The sequence below is a fragment of the Millisia brevis NBRC 105863 genome (assembly GCF_001552615.1).
Lineage (GTDB): Bacteria > Actinomycetota > Actinomycetes > Mycobacteriales > Mycobacteriaceae > Millisia > Millisia brevis.
The window spans coordinates 331707-347242 of the sequence record NZ_BCRN01000001.1 but is presented as its reverse complement, the minus strand read 5'-3'; the positions used below and the strand labels follow the sequence as shown (position 1 = coordinate 347242).

The following is a 15536-nucleotide window of genomic DNA, read 5'->3' as shown; positions in this document are numbered from 1 at the left end:
CGGTGAGACGGATCAGACGTCGGTGATGCCGTACGCCTTGAGTTTTCGGTAGAGCGAGCTGCGCGAGATGCCCAGCGCCGCGGCGGCGCGCACCCGGTTGCCGGCGGCGTTGTCCAGGGCGGCGACGATCGTGTCGCGTTCGGAGACCTCGATCGCGGTCAGCCGGCGCGGGGTGGTCGAGCGGCAGTATCCGGGCAGGTCGTCGGCGGTGATCTCGCCGGCGGGGCGCTGGTCGAGCGCGTCGGCGATCGCGTCGCGCAACTGGGGGATATTGCCCGGCCACGGGTGCGCCGCGAGCACCCGCATCGCGGTGGGCCCGACGCGGGTGCGCCGGCTCGGCGACAACTCGGCGGTCAGCTCGACGATCAGATCGGGCAGGTCGGCGGATCGGAAGCGCAGCGCCGGCACATCCGCGCCGTAGTCGAACAGGGCCGTCACCCGCGGATCGACCGGACGCCCGGCCGCGGCGGTGGCGGCGATGGTGGTGTCCGGCCCGGCGGACAGGGTGCGGATCATCGCCGCCAACCGGGTGATGCCCGGTTCCGGAACGGCGTCGATATCGCGCAGGATCAGCAACATCGGGGTACCGGCCGGCACATCGAGGGTGATCCGCCCACCTCCCGCGAGGAAGGCCGCGTCGACGATCGCGTGCCGACCGTCGGGATGACGGCGGCGGAAGCGCCGGGCGGCGAGGGTGGCGCGACCTGCCCCGGCCTCGCCGGTGAGCAGCAGGTTTCCCCCCACGGCGAGGGCGCGGTCGGTCCGTTCGCTCGCCTGCTGCCAGGCCGCGCAGCGACCGTCGATCGGCAGGGCGTCGTCGCGGGGTTCGACCCGAGCGGCGGCATCGGCCAGCACCAGGACCACGCCGGTGACGTCGCCGCCGGTGTGCACCCGGGTGATGCGCATCCGCAGCTGCCGGCCGCTGGGCAGGGTCAGCACATCGATGGACGGCTCGTGGCGGCTCATCAGATAGCGCGCGTGGTCGCGCAGTATTGCCTGTTCGGGGGCGGACAACAGATGCTGCGCCCGCCGATTAAGCATCACGGTGTCCCCGACGGCCAGCACCGCCTGCGCGCTGCGGGCGTCGGCTCGCAGGTAGGCCTCGAAGAGGGCCTGCTGGGTATGGCCGCGGTCGAGCAGCAGATTGCGCCCGATATCGCCGGCGGCGTTGCGGACCAACGCGTGGATCAGCGGATTCCAACTCTCCGACAGCAGGCTGACATCCAGGACACCCTCGATGCGGCCGGTCAACGGATCGAGAACCGGTGCCCCGGCGCAGGCGAAGGGGATCAGCGATTCGTTGAAGTGGGCGGCGCCCACGACGCTGACGGGCTGGCGGGTTTCGAAGACGGTGCCGACCCCGTTGGTGCCTACCCCGCCCTCTTCGAAGCTGAAGCCGGGGTTGAAATCGACCCGGTCGAGGACGCGGCCGACGGCGTTGGAACAGTCCCGGCGTTCGATGATGCGGGCGCGCGAATCGGTCAGCGCGATCGAGACGGGCACATCGGCCATGTCCCTGGTCAGGCGCTCGAGGACCGGCCGCGCGCACCGCGCCAGGCGCGAGTCGACGTCGATATCGGAGTGGTAGGTCACCCGATAGCGGGTCGCGTCGACGCCTGCGGAGGCGCTGCGCCGCCACGACGCCGCCACCAGGTCGGGAACAGCCAGGGCCGTGGTGTCGCCGCCGTCGAGAAACTCGGCGCGTGCGGCGGCGAATCGAAGTCGCTGGTGATCGACCGATTCCGCCCATCGTTGGTCGGACAATGCATCTACCCATCGGATGTGAGCTACAACACACCATTATCGCGATGGTGACGGCGATTGACCACTATCCGAAGGGTTGGGAGCTGTCCCAACTTGGGACACCCGACCGAGTGTCCCGGGCCCACACGATTTCGAAAGGAAGTGACACCGCTCACAGGAGGACTTCGATGACGGATACGCTCACCGACCCGCAGCAGTCGGCCCCCGCCACTCGGGAGCTCGACGCGCTGATCATCGGCGCCGGGGTTGCCGGGCTCTACCAGCTCCATCAGCTGCGCGAACGCGGGCTGCGGGTGCACGCCTACGACACCGCAACCGACGTCGGCGGCACCTGGTACTGGAACCGCTACCCGGGTGCGCGCTTCGACTCGGAGGCGTACATCTACCAGTACCTTTTCGACGAGGACCTCTACAAGAACTGGAGCTGGAGCCAGCGGTTCCCCGACCAGCCCGAGATCGAGCGGTGGCTGCACTACATCGCCGAGACCCTCGACCTGCGCCGCGATATCTCCTTCTCCACGACGATCACCTCTGCGGTCTGGAACGAGGACACCGGCCGCTGGACGGTCACCACCAACACCGGTGAAGTGATCAACACCCAGTTCCTGATCACCTGCGCCGGCATGCTGTCGGCCCCGCTCGAGAACGTCTTCCCCGGTCAGAGCGATTTCTCCGGAAAGATCTTCCATACCTCGCGGTGGCCCAAGGAGGATGTCGACCTCGACGGCAAGCGGGTCGGCGTCGTCGGCACCGGCGCCACCGGCATCCAGGTGATCCAGACGATCGCCGAACGCGTCGAGGAACTGACCATCTTCGTGCGCACCCCGCAGTACGTGCTGCCGATGCGCAACCCGCAGTTCGGACCGGACGACGTCACCGCCTACAAGGACCGTTTCCAGGAACTGCGCGAGACCCTGCCGCATACCTTCAGCGGTTTCGAGTACGACTTCCAGTACGTCTGGGCCGACCTGACCCCCGAGCGGCGCCTCGAGCTCATGGAGGAGATCTACGACAACGGGTCGCTCAAGATGTGGCTGGCCGGCTTCATCGAAATGTTCTTCGAGGAGGACGTCAGCGAGGAGGTCTCCGAGTTCGTGCGCGCCAAGATGCGCGACCGGCTCCAGGACCCGGAGCTGATCGACCTGCTCGTGCCCACCGACTACGGCTTCGGCACCCACCGCGTCCCGCTGGAGACCCGCTACCTGGAGGTCTACCACCGCGACAACGTCACGGCGGTCAACGTTCGCGACAATGCGATCGCCCGCATCGTTCCCGAGGGCGTGCAATTGGCCGACGGAACGGTCCACGAGCTCGACGTCATCATCCTGGCGACCGGCTTCGACGCCGGCTCCGGCGCGCTGACCCGTATCGATATCCGCGGCCGGGAGGGGCGCGCTCTGGCCGATGACTGGAGCCGGGAAATTCGCACCACGATGGGTCTGATGGTGCACGGCTACCCGAACCTGCTGACCACCGGCGCACCGCTGGCCCCGTCGGCGGCGCTGTGCAATATGACGACCTGCCTGCAGCAGCAGACCGAGTGGATCAGCGCCGCTCTCGATCACGTCCGCGAAACCGGGGCGAAGGTCATCGAACCGACCGCCGAGGCGGAGCAGCAGTGGGTGGAACACCACGATGAGACCGCGGGCGCAAATCTGATCTCCCGCACCAACTCCTGGTACACCGGCTCGAACGTCGAGGGCAAGCCGCGTCGGGTCCTGTCCTATACGGGCGGAGTAGGGGATTACCGCGAACGCACCCTCGACGTCGCCCGCGCGGGATACAAAGGTTTTGACCTCCGCTGACCGCCGAAACACAGGTCACCGAACACATTTGAAGGGAACTCTCCAACATGACCGAATTCCGGGAAGCCGCCGACGCCATTCTGCAGGCGGCGGTCACGGGTGACGCGCCGGTTCCGGGTGTTGTCGCCGGACTGACCGATCGCAACGACACCGTCTACCTCGGGGCGGCGGGCAACCGCAGGGTGGACGGCGACGAGCCGATCACCGTCGACGACATCTTCGCGCTGTTCTCCACCACGAAGGCCTTCACCGCGACCGCGGCGCTGCAGCTGGTGGAGCAGGGGAAGCTCGATCTGGACGCGCCGGCCCAGAACTACGCCCCGTGGCTGGCCGAAGCCCAGGTGATCGAGGGCTTCGACTCCGCGGGCGAGCCGATCCTGCGCACCCCGAAGACGCAGGTCACCACCCGTCAGTTGCTCACCCACAGCGGCGGCTTCGGGTACGATTTCTTCAACGAGAACTACGCCCGGCTCGCGGAGGAGAAGGGGCAGCCCAGCGTCATCACCGCGACGCGGGCTGCACTGACCACCCCGCTGCTGTTCGACCCGGGCACGAAGTGGGAGTACGGCTCCAACATCGACTGGGCCGGTCAGGTGGTCGAGGGCATCACCGGCAAGCGGCTCGGTGAGGTCTTCGCGTCGGAGATCTTCGCGCCGTTGGGCATCGAGTCGTTCACCTTCGCGCTCGACGACCCCCGCCGCGCCCGTCTCGCCGGTATGCACGACCGGAATGCCGACGGGTCGCTGACCTACAACGGACTCGAGCTGCCGTCTCCGCCCGATATCGACTTCGGCGGTCACGGTCTGTACGGGACCGTGGGCGACTATCTGAAGTTCATTCGGGCGTGGCTCAACGACGGGCAGGGGGACAACGGCCGGATCCTGCAGGCCGACACCGTCGAGTACGCGGTCAAGCGCCACCTGGCCGAGGACCTGTCGGTCGGCGCCCTGCCGGGTGTCATCCCCTCGCTGTCCAACGATGCCGAGTTCTTCCCCGGCGTGAGCAAGTCGTGGTCGTTGCCGTTCATGCGCAACGAGGAGCCGGCGCCGACCGGTCGGCCCGCGGGCGGACAGGGCTGGGCCGGATTGGCCAACCTGTTCTACTGGATCGACCGGGAGAACGGTTTCGGCGGCTTCTGGGCCACCCAGATCCTGCCGTTCGGTGACGCGACCTCGTTCGTGAAGTACCTGGAGTTCGAGACCGCGGCGTACGCCAACCCGCCGGCCTGACCTGCACCTACCAACCGGAACCCCGGCGGCCGATCGGTCCGCCGGGGTTCCGGCGTTTCCTCAAGTAGTTCCCCGCCGAGTTCCCGCCGTAGGTCGTCGCCGGGTGGGTCCGTTCGCCGGGGAGGGAACCGGGCGGGACGCGTCGAATGGGCCGAGTCCGCGAGGCGCGGAACCGGTTAGGCCGCAACGGGAAGTCGACGCCCCGGACGGCCTGCGCGCCGGGTGACAAGGCCCGCGATCAGCACCACGAATGAGCAGGCCGGAATGGGTTGGCCGATCACCAGGAAGATGCCGATATCCGCGAGCACCGCGATCGGCGCGGCTATCACCACAGCGTCGGCCGTCGGCGCCGGCTTCCCCGGCCGCCCCGGGACTCGGCCCCACGGCTTGGTGATCGACAGCAACGCCTGTACTGCGATCAGTGATGCCATCACTACAGTCCCCGCGACCAGCATCGGGTGCGGCTGGGCTCCTGCGGCATTGAGATTCGGGGACAGGATCACGATCCCCACGACCAGTTGGCCGACGGTGATGACGAACTTCACCAGCACCCACCAGTGTAGGAAGAACCCCCACGTCGTGGTGGCCGCCAACAGGAAGCCGGTCATCGCGGATGTATTGGCGGACAACACCAGAACAGTGGTGTCGAGCAGGTGCGCGGCCGCCGACGACGCCGCGGTGCGGTCGCTCAACAGTACGAACAAGGCGAGCGCCTGACTCATCCAACTGACCGACGACAGCACGTGCACCCACACCAACGTCTGGCGAGCCCGCCGCGTCGTGACGCGTCTTCGGTTGGCCTGCATGGTGTTCAACTATGGCGACTACCGCGCATCCGGACCATCCGGAATGTCCCGGATATCTACCCGGACAAGGCCGCGAAGAGATCGACGTGGTTGCCGTCCGGGTCGACCACGGTCGCATAGCGTTGACCCCACGATGCATCCCACGGCGGCCGGGCAACGGTGAACCCGTTCGCTGCCAACGCTTCCACGATGGTGTCGACCTCCACCGCATTCGCGCACAGAAAGGCCAATGACTGCCCCGGGCCGCCGGTGGGCGGCTGCCAGGTGGGGTTGAACGAGCGGATGACCTCGACGGTGTCCCACATCAGCCGCAGCCCATTGGGCAGCGTCGCCTCGACGTGGCCTTCGCCGGCGGCGGGAACGTCGACGCCGAGCAGTCGGTAGAAGGCCAGGGACCGTTCGAGTTCGGTGGTCACGATGCCGATCGCGTCCAGGGAAGGGCTCATGGCGCGAACGGTAGCGCGAGGGTCGGACAGGTAGCCGCCACAGACTCGGCCGTAGCGGCGGGGTGCGACGATAATCGTCACGGACCCCCGGAAAACGGGGGTTCTGTGGACGGCACGGGCTGCCCGAGATCGGCCGCGTGTCGGCGGGCGCTATCGCCCGTCCGCGAGCATCTCCAGGCGCTCGAAATGCCAGGTTTCGGCGATGCGGCCGTCGGCGATGCGGTGCATGTCCATCGCGTCGAAGCCGGATTCCTGCCCGGTGGGCTCGTAGCCACCGAACGCGGAGACGAACCGGCCCGACAGGTGCATCCGACAGACCACCAGATCGCCCTCGACCACGGTTACGAGACGACGGATCCGCAGCGGCGTCAGGGCAGACCCCAGGTCGCCGATTCCCTGGATGAACCCGGCCACGTCCGGGTTGCGCCCCTCATCGGCCGGGTGATTGACCCAGTCGGGGGCGAGGATGTCGCGCGCTCCCTCCGGATCGACGGAGACGAACAGCGCGTAGAACCGATCCACCAGATCGTGTGCGTCGGACACCCGACTCCCTCCTTTCAGCCCGGCCTCGAGCTGCAGCCACCGATGATGCCCTTTCGGGTGGGAGAAAGGTGCGAGTCGCGTCACACCCGGTCGGCGTACAACCCCGCGTAGGTGCCGCCCGAGGCGAGCAATTCGTCGTGCTGCCCCGTCTCGACGATGCGCCCCTTGTCCATGACGATGATGCGGTCCGCGCGGGCGGCGGTGGTCAGCCGGTGCGCGACGATCAGGGTGGTGCGGTCGCGGGCCAGGGCGCTGGTCGCGTCGAGCACCGCGACCTCGGCGGACGGGTCGAGCGCGGCGGTCGCCTCGTCCAGCAGCAACACATCGGGCTCCACCAGCTGGGCGCGGGCGAGGGAGATCAACTGACGCTGGCCGGCCGAAAGGTTGCGGCCGCGCTCGTCGACCCGGTGGGAGAAGCCGCCGGGCAGCGCGGCGATCACATCGATCGCCCCGGCGGCGCGGGCGGCTGCCTCGATATCGGCGCGCGGCGCATCGGGCCGGCCGTAGGCGATGTTCTCGGCAACCGTTCCGACAAAGAGGTGCGCTTCCTGCGGCACCACGCCCAGCCGCCGCCGATAGCTCGGCAGGTCGAAGCGGCGCACATCGGTCCCGTCCACCAGCACCCGCCCGGACGTGACGTCGTAGAACCGGGCGATCATCTTTACCAGCGTCGACTTGCCGGCCCCGGTCCTGCCGACGACCGCCACGGTCTCGCCGGGCTCGAGTCGCAGGTCGACGTGGTCGAGCGCGGGTGCCGTATCCGCCGAGTAGGCGAACGTCACGTCGTCGAGGTCGATATCGCCGGTCAGGTGCTTCGGCCGAACCGGGTCGACCGGCGGCGGCACCGAGGTCGGGGTGGCCATCAGGTCGCCGATTCGGGCCAGCGCCACCCGCGCCTGCTGGAACGAGTCGAATGTCTGCGACAACTGCTGGATCGGGGTGAACAGCGCGTCGAGGTAGAGCACGAAGGCCAGCAGCGTGCCGGCGGTCAGCGTCCCGGCCGAGACCCGTCCGGCGCCGACGGCGAGCACCGCCACCGCGGCCAGGTCGGCGAGCATCGCGATCAGCGGGAAGTACAACGAGATCGCCACCTGCGCGCGGATCCGGGTGCGGCGATAGGCGTCCGCCTTGTCCGCGAAGATCTGCGAATTGCGGTCCTGCCGGCCGAGGGTCTGCGAGACCCGCAGCCCGGCGACGTTCTCCTGCAGGTCGGCGTTGACGTCGGCGACCTGCTCGCGCGCGAGGGTGTACTTGCGTGACGAATAGCGCTGGAAGACGACCGTCGCCAAGACCACCAGAGGCAGCACGGCGAAGGCGACCAGGGCCAGCGAGAAGTTCATCACCAGCAGCGCGATCGCGGTGGCGATGAACATGGTGATCGCCACGACCGTGGTCAGCAGCCCCGTCTGCAGGAAGCTCGACAGCGCGTCGACGTCGGAGGTCATCCGGGTCATGATGCGGCCGGCGAGTTCGCGTTCGAAGTAGTCGAGGCCGAGCCGGTTGAGGTGGGCGAATTCGCGTTGCCGCAGGTTGAGCAGGGTCGACTCGCCCGCGCGGGCCATCACGACGATCTGCGCCCGCTGGACGACGTAGTCGCCGATCACGATGGCGCCGGCGGCGATCGCGAACCACGTCACCGCGGACATCGACCCGATCGCCACGCCGTGGTCGACGCCCGAACGCAGCAGGGCGGGGATCGCGGTCGTGGCCGCGGCGTCGATGGCGACCAGGCCCAGCGCCACCACCAGCAGCGCGCGCACCGGGCGCAGGGCGCGGCGCAGGGAGTACGGCCGATGTTGTTGCGCGGCTACCGCCTCTCCGGTGACCGCCTCTCCGGTGACCGAACCCGCGCCGACGGAGGCTGCCGAGACGGGCGCTGTGGCGGCGGGTGCTGCGGAGACGGGGGCGCCGGGAACGGATGCGGCGGGGGCCGGTTCGGTCGGGGTGGGCGAGGCGGCGGGTTCGGCCGAGTCGTCCGGGTCGAGGATCGGTTCGTCGCGCGCCGGGGGTAGGGCGGCAACCCGGGCGAGCAGTTCGGGGGTGACCGGGATGTCGGCCATCGCTCCCATCGCGAAGCCGCGTCCTCCGCCGGGGCTACGCGCCTCGTGCGGCCGCTCGTTGGGCGAGGTATCCGCTTCGGCGGCGGGCCAGAGCGCCGCGGTGACCCCGTCCGGCCCGGGCACCAGGGTCGCGGCGCGGGTGTGGTCGGTCAGGCGGGTGCCGAGCAGTTGTCGGTAGAGCGGACATCGCTCGTCGAGTTCCTCGGCGGTGCCGTGGTCGACCACCCGGCCGGCGTCCATCACCACGATCGTGTCGGCCAGCGCCAGGGTGGAGCGGCGATGCGCGATCAGGATCGTGGTGCGCTGTGCGGTGATGCGGCGCAGGGTGTCGAGGATCGCCGCCTCGGTCGCCGGGTCGACCGCGCTGGTCGCGTCGTCGAGGACGAGCACCCGCGGGTCGGACAGCAGGGCGCGCGCGAGGGTCAGCCGTTGGCGTTGACCACCCGAGAGGGTCAGACCCCGTTCGCCGATGACGGTGTCGTAGCCGTCGGGCAGGGCGGAGATGAACTCGTCGGCCTCCGCCGCCCGTGCGGCGGCCCGGATCTGCGCATCGGTCGCGTCGGGGCGGCCGTAGGCGATATTCGACGCGATCGAGTCGCTGAACAGGAACGCTTCCTCGAAGACCACCCCGACCGCGCGGCGCAGGTCGGCGAAGGCCAGGTCGCGCAGGTCGATATCGCCGATCCGGATCGTTCCGGTCGACGGATCGTAGAAGCGCGGCAACAGCTGGGAGAGGGTCGACTTCCCGGAGCCGGACGGCCCGATGACCGCCACGGTCGACCCGGCGGGGATATCGAGGGTGACCTCGCGCAGCACCGAATCGCTCGGCCCGTCGTAACCGAAGGAGACCCGGTCGAAGCGCACATCCAGGCCGCCGGCGGGAAGGGTGCGGGGATGCTCCGGTTCGGTGATCCCGGCGTCGAGATCGACGATCTGCAGCACCCGATCCGCCGCGGCACCCGCCTGCTGGGCGATGACGAAGAGCATGACGATGAACCGGGTCGGAGCGGACAGCGACGCCATGTACAGGGTGAACGCCACGAAGGTGCCCAGACTGATCGACCCGTGGATCGCCAGCCACCCGCCGAGCAGCAGCACCAGGACTTGCCCGAAGGTGACCACGCTGGGCAGCACCGTTGTGCGGCCCTGAATGCGCGCCGACCGCAGCCGCAGGGCGTACAGCGCGCGACCGGCGGCGCCGAGCCGGGCGATCTCGCGGTCCTCCTGGCCGAACGCCTTGACCACCCGTACCCCGGTGACGTCCTGCTCGACCACGTCGGCGACGTCCGCCGCGGCCTGCTGCGCCGCCCAACTCGCCGGGAACAGCTGCTCCCGGAACTGTCGGAACAGGTAGATCGCGGCGGGTAGGACGATCAACGCGACCAGGGTGAGCAGCGGGGAGAGCCACGCCATCAGCGCGAACGCCGCCACGGCGTTGATGATCTGCCCGAACGCCATCGGCGCCATCGCCATCGTGCCCTGCACCATCTGCAGGTCGGAGTTCGCGCGCGAGACCACCTGGCCGGTGCGCAGTCGATCCTGGCCCGCCCCGTCGAGGCGTTGGATGGCGGCGAAGACGTCCCGGCGCAGGTCGTACTGGACGTTGAGGCTCAGCTTTCCCGCCGCCCAGCGCCGCAGGAAGGTGGTCGCGAAGAGGGCGACGGCCACCAGGACCAGGCCGATCAGCGCCCGGGAGGTGTCGTCGGTGCGACCGCCGTCGATGTCGTCGACCACCTCCTTGGTCAACAGCGGTACCAGCGCGTTGAGCGCCAGCGACGCCGAGGCCACGGCGGTGATGATCGCGAGGACCGGGTAGCGGCGGATATAGGCGAAGAGCCGCCGGATCCAGCCCGGTTCCCGCTCGGTGGGTGGCGTATTCGTGGTGACTCCCGCGCTCGAGGCTGCGGTCGGCGGGTGCCGGCCCCTCTCCGTACTACCAGCGCGCTCGGACATCGGCCCGCGCGTCGGGCCGATTCGGGAGGTTGGGTCTACGCCTCGGCGAAGTCGAGGGCGGTGATCGAGGGACGCCGGTTGCGAATCACCGGAAGGTCGGCCACCCGTCGCAGGACAGCCGATACCGGCGATGATCCCCACAGTCCGCGTCCGGGCGGCAATTGCACCTCCCTGGCGGCGACGACCCCCGGAATCCGATTGGGCAGCTCGGCGCCCTGATCGACGGTCTGGCTGTGCGGCATCGGCGGGGCGACGTACCGCTCGGTCAGACGCACCTTGCCGCGCAGGGTCATGCGGCTGAACCAGCCGGGAATCGAGTCGTAGATCAACCGCCCGCTCGGGAAGCGCGCGGCCATGTCCGCGATCAGCGCGTGCACGTCCTCGCGCGGCAGATACATGAACAGTCCCTCGGCGCTGATGATCGCGGGACCCGTCGGCACCTCCTCGAGCCAGCTGCGGTCGAGCGCCGAGACCCCGATGCGGGTGATGTTCGGCTCCGCCGGCAGCAGCCGGTCCTGCACGGCGACCATCTCGGGCAGATCGATCGAGAACCAGCGCACGTCGGGCCGGTCGAGTCGCCAGTAGCTGGTCTGCAGACCCTCACCCAGGGCGACCACCGGCGCACCCGGATGGAGGTCGAGGTAGTCGCGAATCTCCCGGTCGAAGGCCAGCGCCCGCAGCGGATGGGTCTGGCTCGGCTTGCCGAAACGGTCGAGGTCGTCGCCGGCCAGCTGCTCGAAGAGTCGAACGGCGTGCGGATCGTCGATATACGCATCCGGCCGGGCGGCCTCGACCGCCCGATTGCGCAGCGTCCAGAGCGCTGTCTCCGGCACACCGGTCAGGTCCGCGCCCGTCATGCCGCGAGTATAGGAACGCACCGCCCCGATCCGGGGCTCTCCCTTCGTGCGCCCGGCCGGCCGGGTCTGGAGCGTGGACCGTCGGCGCGCTACGCTGAGCCCACTTTGGACATTGAGTATCCAATGTTCAAAGTGTAGAGATGACCGACCGAACCCGGCAGCAAGGAGCAATCATGTGGAACCGTCGACTTCAACGAGTACTGGCCGCGTCGGCGATCGCGATCGGCGCGGGGGTGGCGGCACCCGGAATCGCCGCCGCGACCATCGCCAGTCCGCCGTGGGTCGGGAGCCCGCTCTGGAACTTCATCAGGGCCCTCTCCGTGGGCTCGGCGGAGCTCGCGACGGGCTCGGCGGCGCCAGTGGTGGCGTTTCTTCAGGGCGGATAACCATGACATCGCCGGGAGACATGCGAAGCCGACGGCTGCGCTCAGTCCCGGAGTAGCGGGTGCGGCCCTCCGGGAGAACTACTCCTGGTCGGCATTCGCGCTGGGTTCGGCCGCGCCCCCTACTTGCGCTGCTGCTCGGCCCAACGGCATGTTTCGGCAGCGGCGGCGACGGCTGACCGCGCGATTGCCCCGGGAGCGGAATCGGCGGCGGGTAGGACAACCCGCCGCCGAACGTCCTAGAGGCCCAACATCTCCCGCGCTTCTTCGCGCATCTGTACCTTGCGGATCTTACCGGTGACCGTCATCGGGAATTCGTCGACGATCATCACGTAGCGCGGGATCTTGTAGTGCGCGAGCTTGCCGGTGGCGAACTCGCGGATCGCTTCGGCGTCCAGATCGGCGGCGCCGGACTTCATCCGGATCCAGGCGCACAGCTCCTCGCCGTACTTCTGGTCCGGAACGCCGACCACCTGGACGTCCTCGATATCCGGGTGGCCGTAGAGGAAGTCCTCGATCTCGCGCGGGTAGATGTTCTCGCCGCCGCGAATCACCATGTCCTTGATCCGGCCGACGATCGCGCAGTAGCCGTCCGGATTCATCACGGCCAGGTCGCCGGTGTGCATCCAGCCGTCCGCATCGATCGCCTCGGCGGTCTTCGCCGGGTCCTCCCAGTAGCCGAGCATCACCGAGTAACCGCGCGTACAGAATTCGCCGGACGTGCCGCGCGGCACCGTCTCGCCGGTCGCCGGGTCGACCACCTTGATCTCGACGTGCGGGTGCACCTTGCCGATCGTCTCGGTGCGATGCTGCAGGTCGTCGTCGGCGAGGGTCTGCGTCGACACCGGCGAGGTCTCGGTCATGCCGTAGGCGATCGACGCCTCGCCCATGTGCATCTCATCCACGCAGCGCTTCATCACCTCGATCGGGCAGATCGAGCCGGCCATGATGCCGGTGCGCAGCGACGACAGATCCCGCCCGGTGAACGACGGATCATTCTGCATCGCAATGAACATCGTCGGCACGCCGTAGACGGCGGTCGCCTTCTCCTGTTCGACGGCGTCCAGGGTGGCACGCGGCTCGAAGCCCGGCGCGGGGATGATCATCGTGGCGCCGTGGGTGATGCAGCCCAGGTTGGCCATCACCATGCCGAAGCAGTGATAGAACGGCACCGGAATCACCAGCCGGTCGGCGTCGGTGAAGCGGATCGTCTCGGTGACGAAGTAGCCGTTGTTGAGGATGTTGCGGTGACTGAGGGTGGCGCCCTTCGGATTTCCGGTGGTGCCGCTCGTGTACTGGATGTTGATCGGATCGGTATTGCTCAGCGCTGCCATCCGGTCGACCAGCAGCTCGGGGGCCTGGTCCGCGCCCTCGGCGATCAGCGTCGCCCAATCGTCGGTGTCCAGGTAGACCACCCGCTCCAGGGACGGACAGCGATCGCGAGTCTCCTCGACCATGCCGCGGTAGTCGCTGGTCTTGAAACTCGACGCGGCGATCAGCATCTTCATGCCGGATTGGTTGACCGCATAGGAAAATTCGTGCGTCCGGTAGGACGGGTTGACATTGACGAGCACCGCGCCGACCTGGGCGGTTGCGAACTGGGTCACCACCCACTCGGCGCAGTTCGGCGCCCAGATGCCCACCCGGTCGCCCGTATCGATGCCGGCGGCGATCAGGCCCCGGGAGACCGCGTCGACCGCCTCACCCAGTTCGTTCCAGGTCCAGCGCCGCCCGGACACCCGCTCGACGAGCGCTTCGGCGTCGCCCCGATCGGCGACCGTGGTCCGGAACCGATCCCCGATGGTGTCCTCGAGCAACGGCTGGTCGGTCGGTCCGGCGGCGTACGAGAGGGTCAGGTCGTCCCCGGTCATGGGATCTCCTTCGATCGATGGCGTGCGGTCTGGCTGCGCGGTCGGCGGCGTCGGTGACGCTGCTGCGGGGCCCGTGGGTCGGGACGAAACGGACCCGTTCGCTTCGGTATACCGGGCTCGGCCGGGTCGCGTGGGGGGTTTCGCGACCCGGCCGAGTGATCTACCCAACAAACCGGGTAGGTCAGCCCAGGAAGGTATTGATCGACTTGTGCTCGGTGTAGGCGTCGATCGCGGCGGCGCCGAGTTCACGACCCCAACCGGACTGCTTGTAGCCACCGAACGGCAGCGCGGCGTCGAAAGCGTTGTGCGCGTTGATCCACACGGTGCCGGCCTTGACCTGCCGGGCGGTCAGATGTGCCTTGGACACGTCGGTGGTCCACACCGATGCCGCCAGGCCGTAGGGGGTGTCGTTCGCCGCGGCCTGCGGGCCCTGCTCGGCGTTGAACGGGGTGGCCACCACGACCGGCCCGAAGATCTCCTCGCGGTAGACGCTGAACGAGGCGTCGACGTCGACCAGCACGGTCGGTTCGACGAAGTAGCCGGTGTCGCCGTGGCGGCGGCCGCCGGTCAGCGCGCGGGCACCGTCGCTGAGGCCCTGATCGATGTAGCCGAGGACGCGGTCGAGCTGCACCTGGGAGACCAGCGGGCCCACGTCGGTGGACGGGTCGAGGCCCGGTCCGAGCCGGCTGGCGGACGCCGCGTCGGCAACACCCTGCATGAACTCGTCGAAGATCTTGTCCTCGACCAGGATGCGGGTGCCGCTGGTGCAGGTCTGGCCGTGGTTGAACAGGAAGCCGGACGCGGTTCCGGGGATCGCCAGGTCGAGATCGGCGTCGGCAAAGACGACCTGCGGGCTCTTGCCGCCGAGCTCGAGGGTGACCTTCTTGAGGTTGCCCTTGGCGGCGTCGACGATCAGCTTGCCCACCTCGGTCGATCCGGTGAAGGCGATCTTGTCGACGTCGTCGTGCGCGGCCAGGGCCGCGCCGGCGTCTCCGTATCCGGTGATCACGTTGAAGACGCCGTCGGGCAGACCCGCATCGGCCATGATCTCGGCGAGGCGCAGCGCGGTGAGCGGGGTGTCCTCGGCGGGCTTGAGGACGACGGTGTTGCCGGTGGTCAGGGCGGCGGGCACCTTGAACGCGGCCATCAGCAGCGGGAAGTTCCAGGGCACGATCGCGCCGCAGACGCCGATCGGCTCGCGCAGCGTGTAGGCGTGCCACTTGGTGCCCGGCGCCCACGGCACCGACACCGGGATGGTGCGACCCTCGATCTTGGTGGCCCAGCCGGCGTAGTACTGGAAGAGCTCGGCGACCCAGGTGATGTCGACGGCCTGGGCGACGCCCGCGGACTTGCCGTTGTCGAGCGATTCGAGCTGGGCGAGTTCCTCGGCGTGGTCGTAGATCGCCTCACCGATGCGGAAGAGCAGCCGTTGGCGCTGCGCCGGCGTCCACAGCGACCACTCACCCTCGAAGGCCTTGCGGGCCGCGCGTACCGCCCGATCGACGTCCTCGGCTCCGCCGTGTGCGACCGACGTCAGGACCTGCCCGGTGGCCGGGTCGCGGGTCTCGAAGGTCTGCCCGGACGCGGCGTCGACCCACTGTCCACCGATGAACAGCTGGTGGGGGCGGGCGAGCCAGTCGCGGACCGAAGGCAGCACGGACGTCTCGGGCGGGCTCAGGATCTCGGTCATGGGGGTCCTCCGGGAGGTAGCGCAACAATGCGGACGGCGGATGATGTGAGGTGAGTCACGACCACCGGTACCGCCCAGAGTCCCCGGCGGCCGGCGGCCGGGGTGTTCAGGTTCTGGACAACCGGCGTC

General features: G+C 68.9%; 10 protein-coding genes. 2 read left to right on the top strand and 8 right to left on the bottom strand.

The window, feature by feature from the left end; all coding sequences use genetic code 11:
• Positions 1-12 precede the first annotated feature (12 nt).
• Entirely contained in the window at positions 13-1764 is a 1752-nt protein-coding gene (locus MB1_RS01550; RefSeq protein WP_066902974.1) for a sigma-54-dependent Fis family transcriptional regulator, read from the bottom strand.
• A 167-nt stretch (positions 1765-1931) separates the two neighbouring features.
• Here MB1_RS01550 and MB1_RS01545 point away from each other — a divergent pair, with 167 nt between their 5' ends.
• Both MB1_RS01545 and acmB read left to right on the top strand, forming a co-directional pair.
• On the top strand, positions 1932-3569 hold the full coding sequence (locus MB1_RS01545) for a flavin-containing monooxygenase (RefSeq protein WP_066902971.1): 1638 nt from the start codon (positions 1932-1934) through the stop codon (positions 3567-3569).
• A gap of 47 nt (positions 3570-3616) precedes the next feature.
• On the top strand, positions 3617-4798 hold the full coding sequence (gene acmB / locus MB1_RS01540) for a methyl acetate hydrolase AcmB (protein ID WP_066902969.1): 1182 nt from the start codon (positions 3617-3619) through the stop codon (positions 4796-4798).
• A gap of 176 nt (positions 4799-4974) precedes the next feature.
• On the opposite strand, the gene MB1_RS01535 is transcribed toward acmB, so the two are convergent.
• From MB1_RS01535 to MB1_RS01505, 7 genes are all read right to left on the bottom strand, one after another.
• Positions 4975-5604 (bottom strand): hypothetical protein, encoded by a 630-nt coding sequence (locus tag MB1_RS01535; RefSeq protein ID WP_066902967.1) that lies wholly within the window; start codon positions 5602-5604, stop codon positions 4975-4977.
• 56 nt (positions 5605-5660) lie between these two features.
• The gene (locus tag MB1_RS01530; RefSeq protein ID WP_066902965.1) at positions 5661-6050 is read right to left on the bottom strand and encodes a VOC family protein; all 390 of its coding nucleotides are present in this window, start codon (positions 6048-6050) and stop codon (positions 5661-5663) included.
• A 150-nt stretch (positions 6051-6200) separates the two neighbouring features.
• Entirely contained in the window at positions 6201-6593 is a 393-nt protein-coding gene (locus MB1_RS01525) for an ester cyclase (RefSeq protein WP_066902963.1), read from the bottom strand.
• 80 nt (positions 6594-6673) lie between these two features.
• Positions 6674-10606, bottom strand: a complete 3933-nt coding sequence (locus tag MB1_RS01520; RefSeq protein ID WP_084350602.1) for an ABC transporter ATP-binding protein — start codon at positions 10604-10606, stop codon at positions 6674-6676.
• A 35-nt stretch (positions 10607-10641) separates the two neighbouring features.
• The gene (locus MB1_RS01515) at positions 10642-11463 is read right to left on the bottom strand and encodes a class I SAM-dependent methyltransferase (RefSeq protein ID WP_066902961.1); all 822 of its coding nucleotides are present in this window, start codon (positions 11461-11463) and stop codon (positions 10642-10644) included.
• A gap of 622 nt (positions 11464-12085) precedes the next feature.
• Positions 12086-13717, bottom strand: a complete 1632-nt coding sequence (locus MB1_RS01510) for an AMP-binding protein (RefSeq protein ID WP_066902959.1) — start codon at positions 13715-13717, stop codon at positions 12086-12088.
• 181 nt (positions 13718-13898) lie between these two features.
• Entirely contained in the window at positions 13899-15407 is a 1509-nt protein-coding gene (locus MB1_RS01505; RefSeq protein ID WP_066902957.1) for an aldehyde dehydrogenase family protein, read from the bottom strand.
• Positions 15408-15536 lie beyond the last annotated feature (129 nt).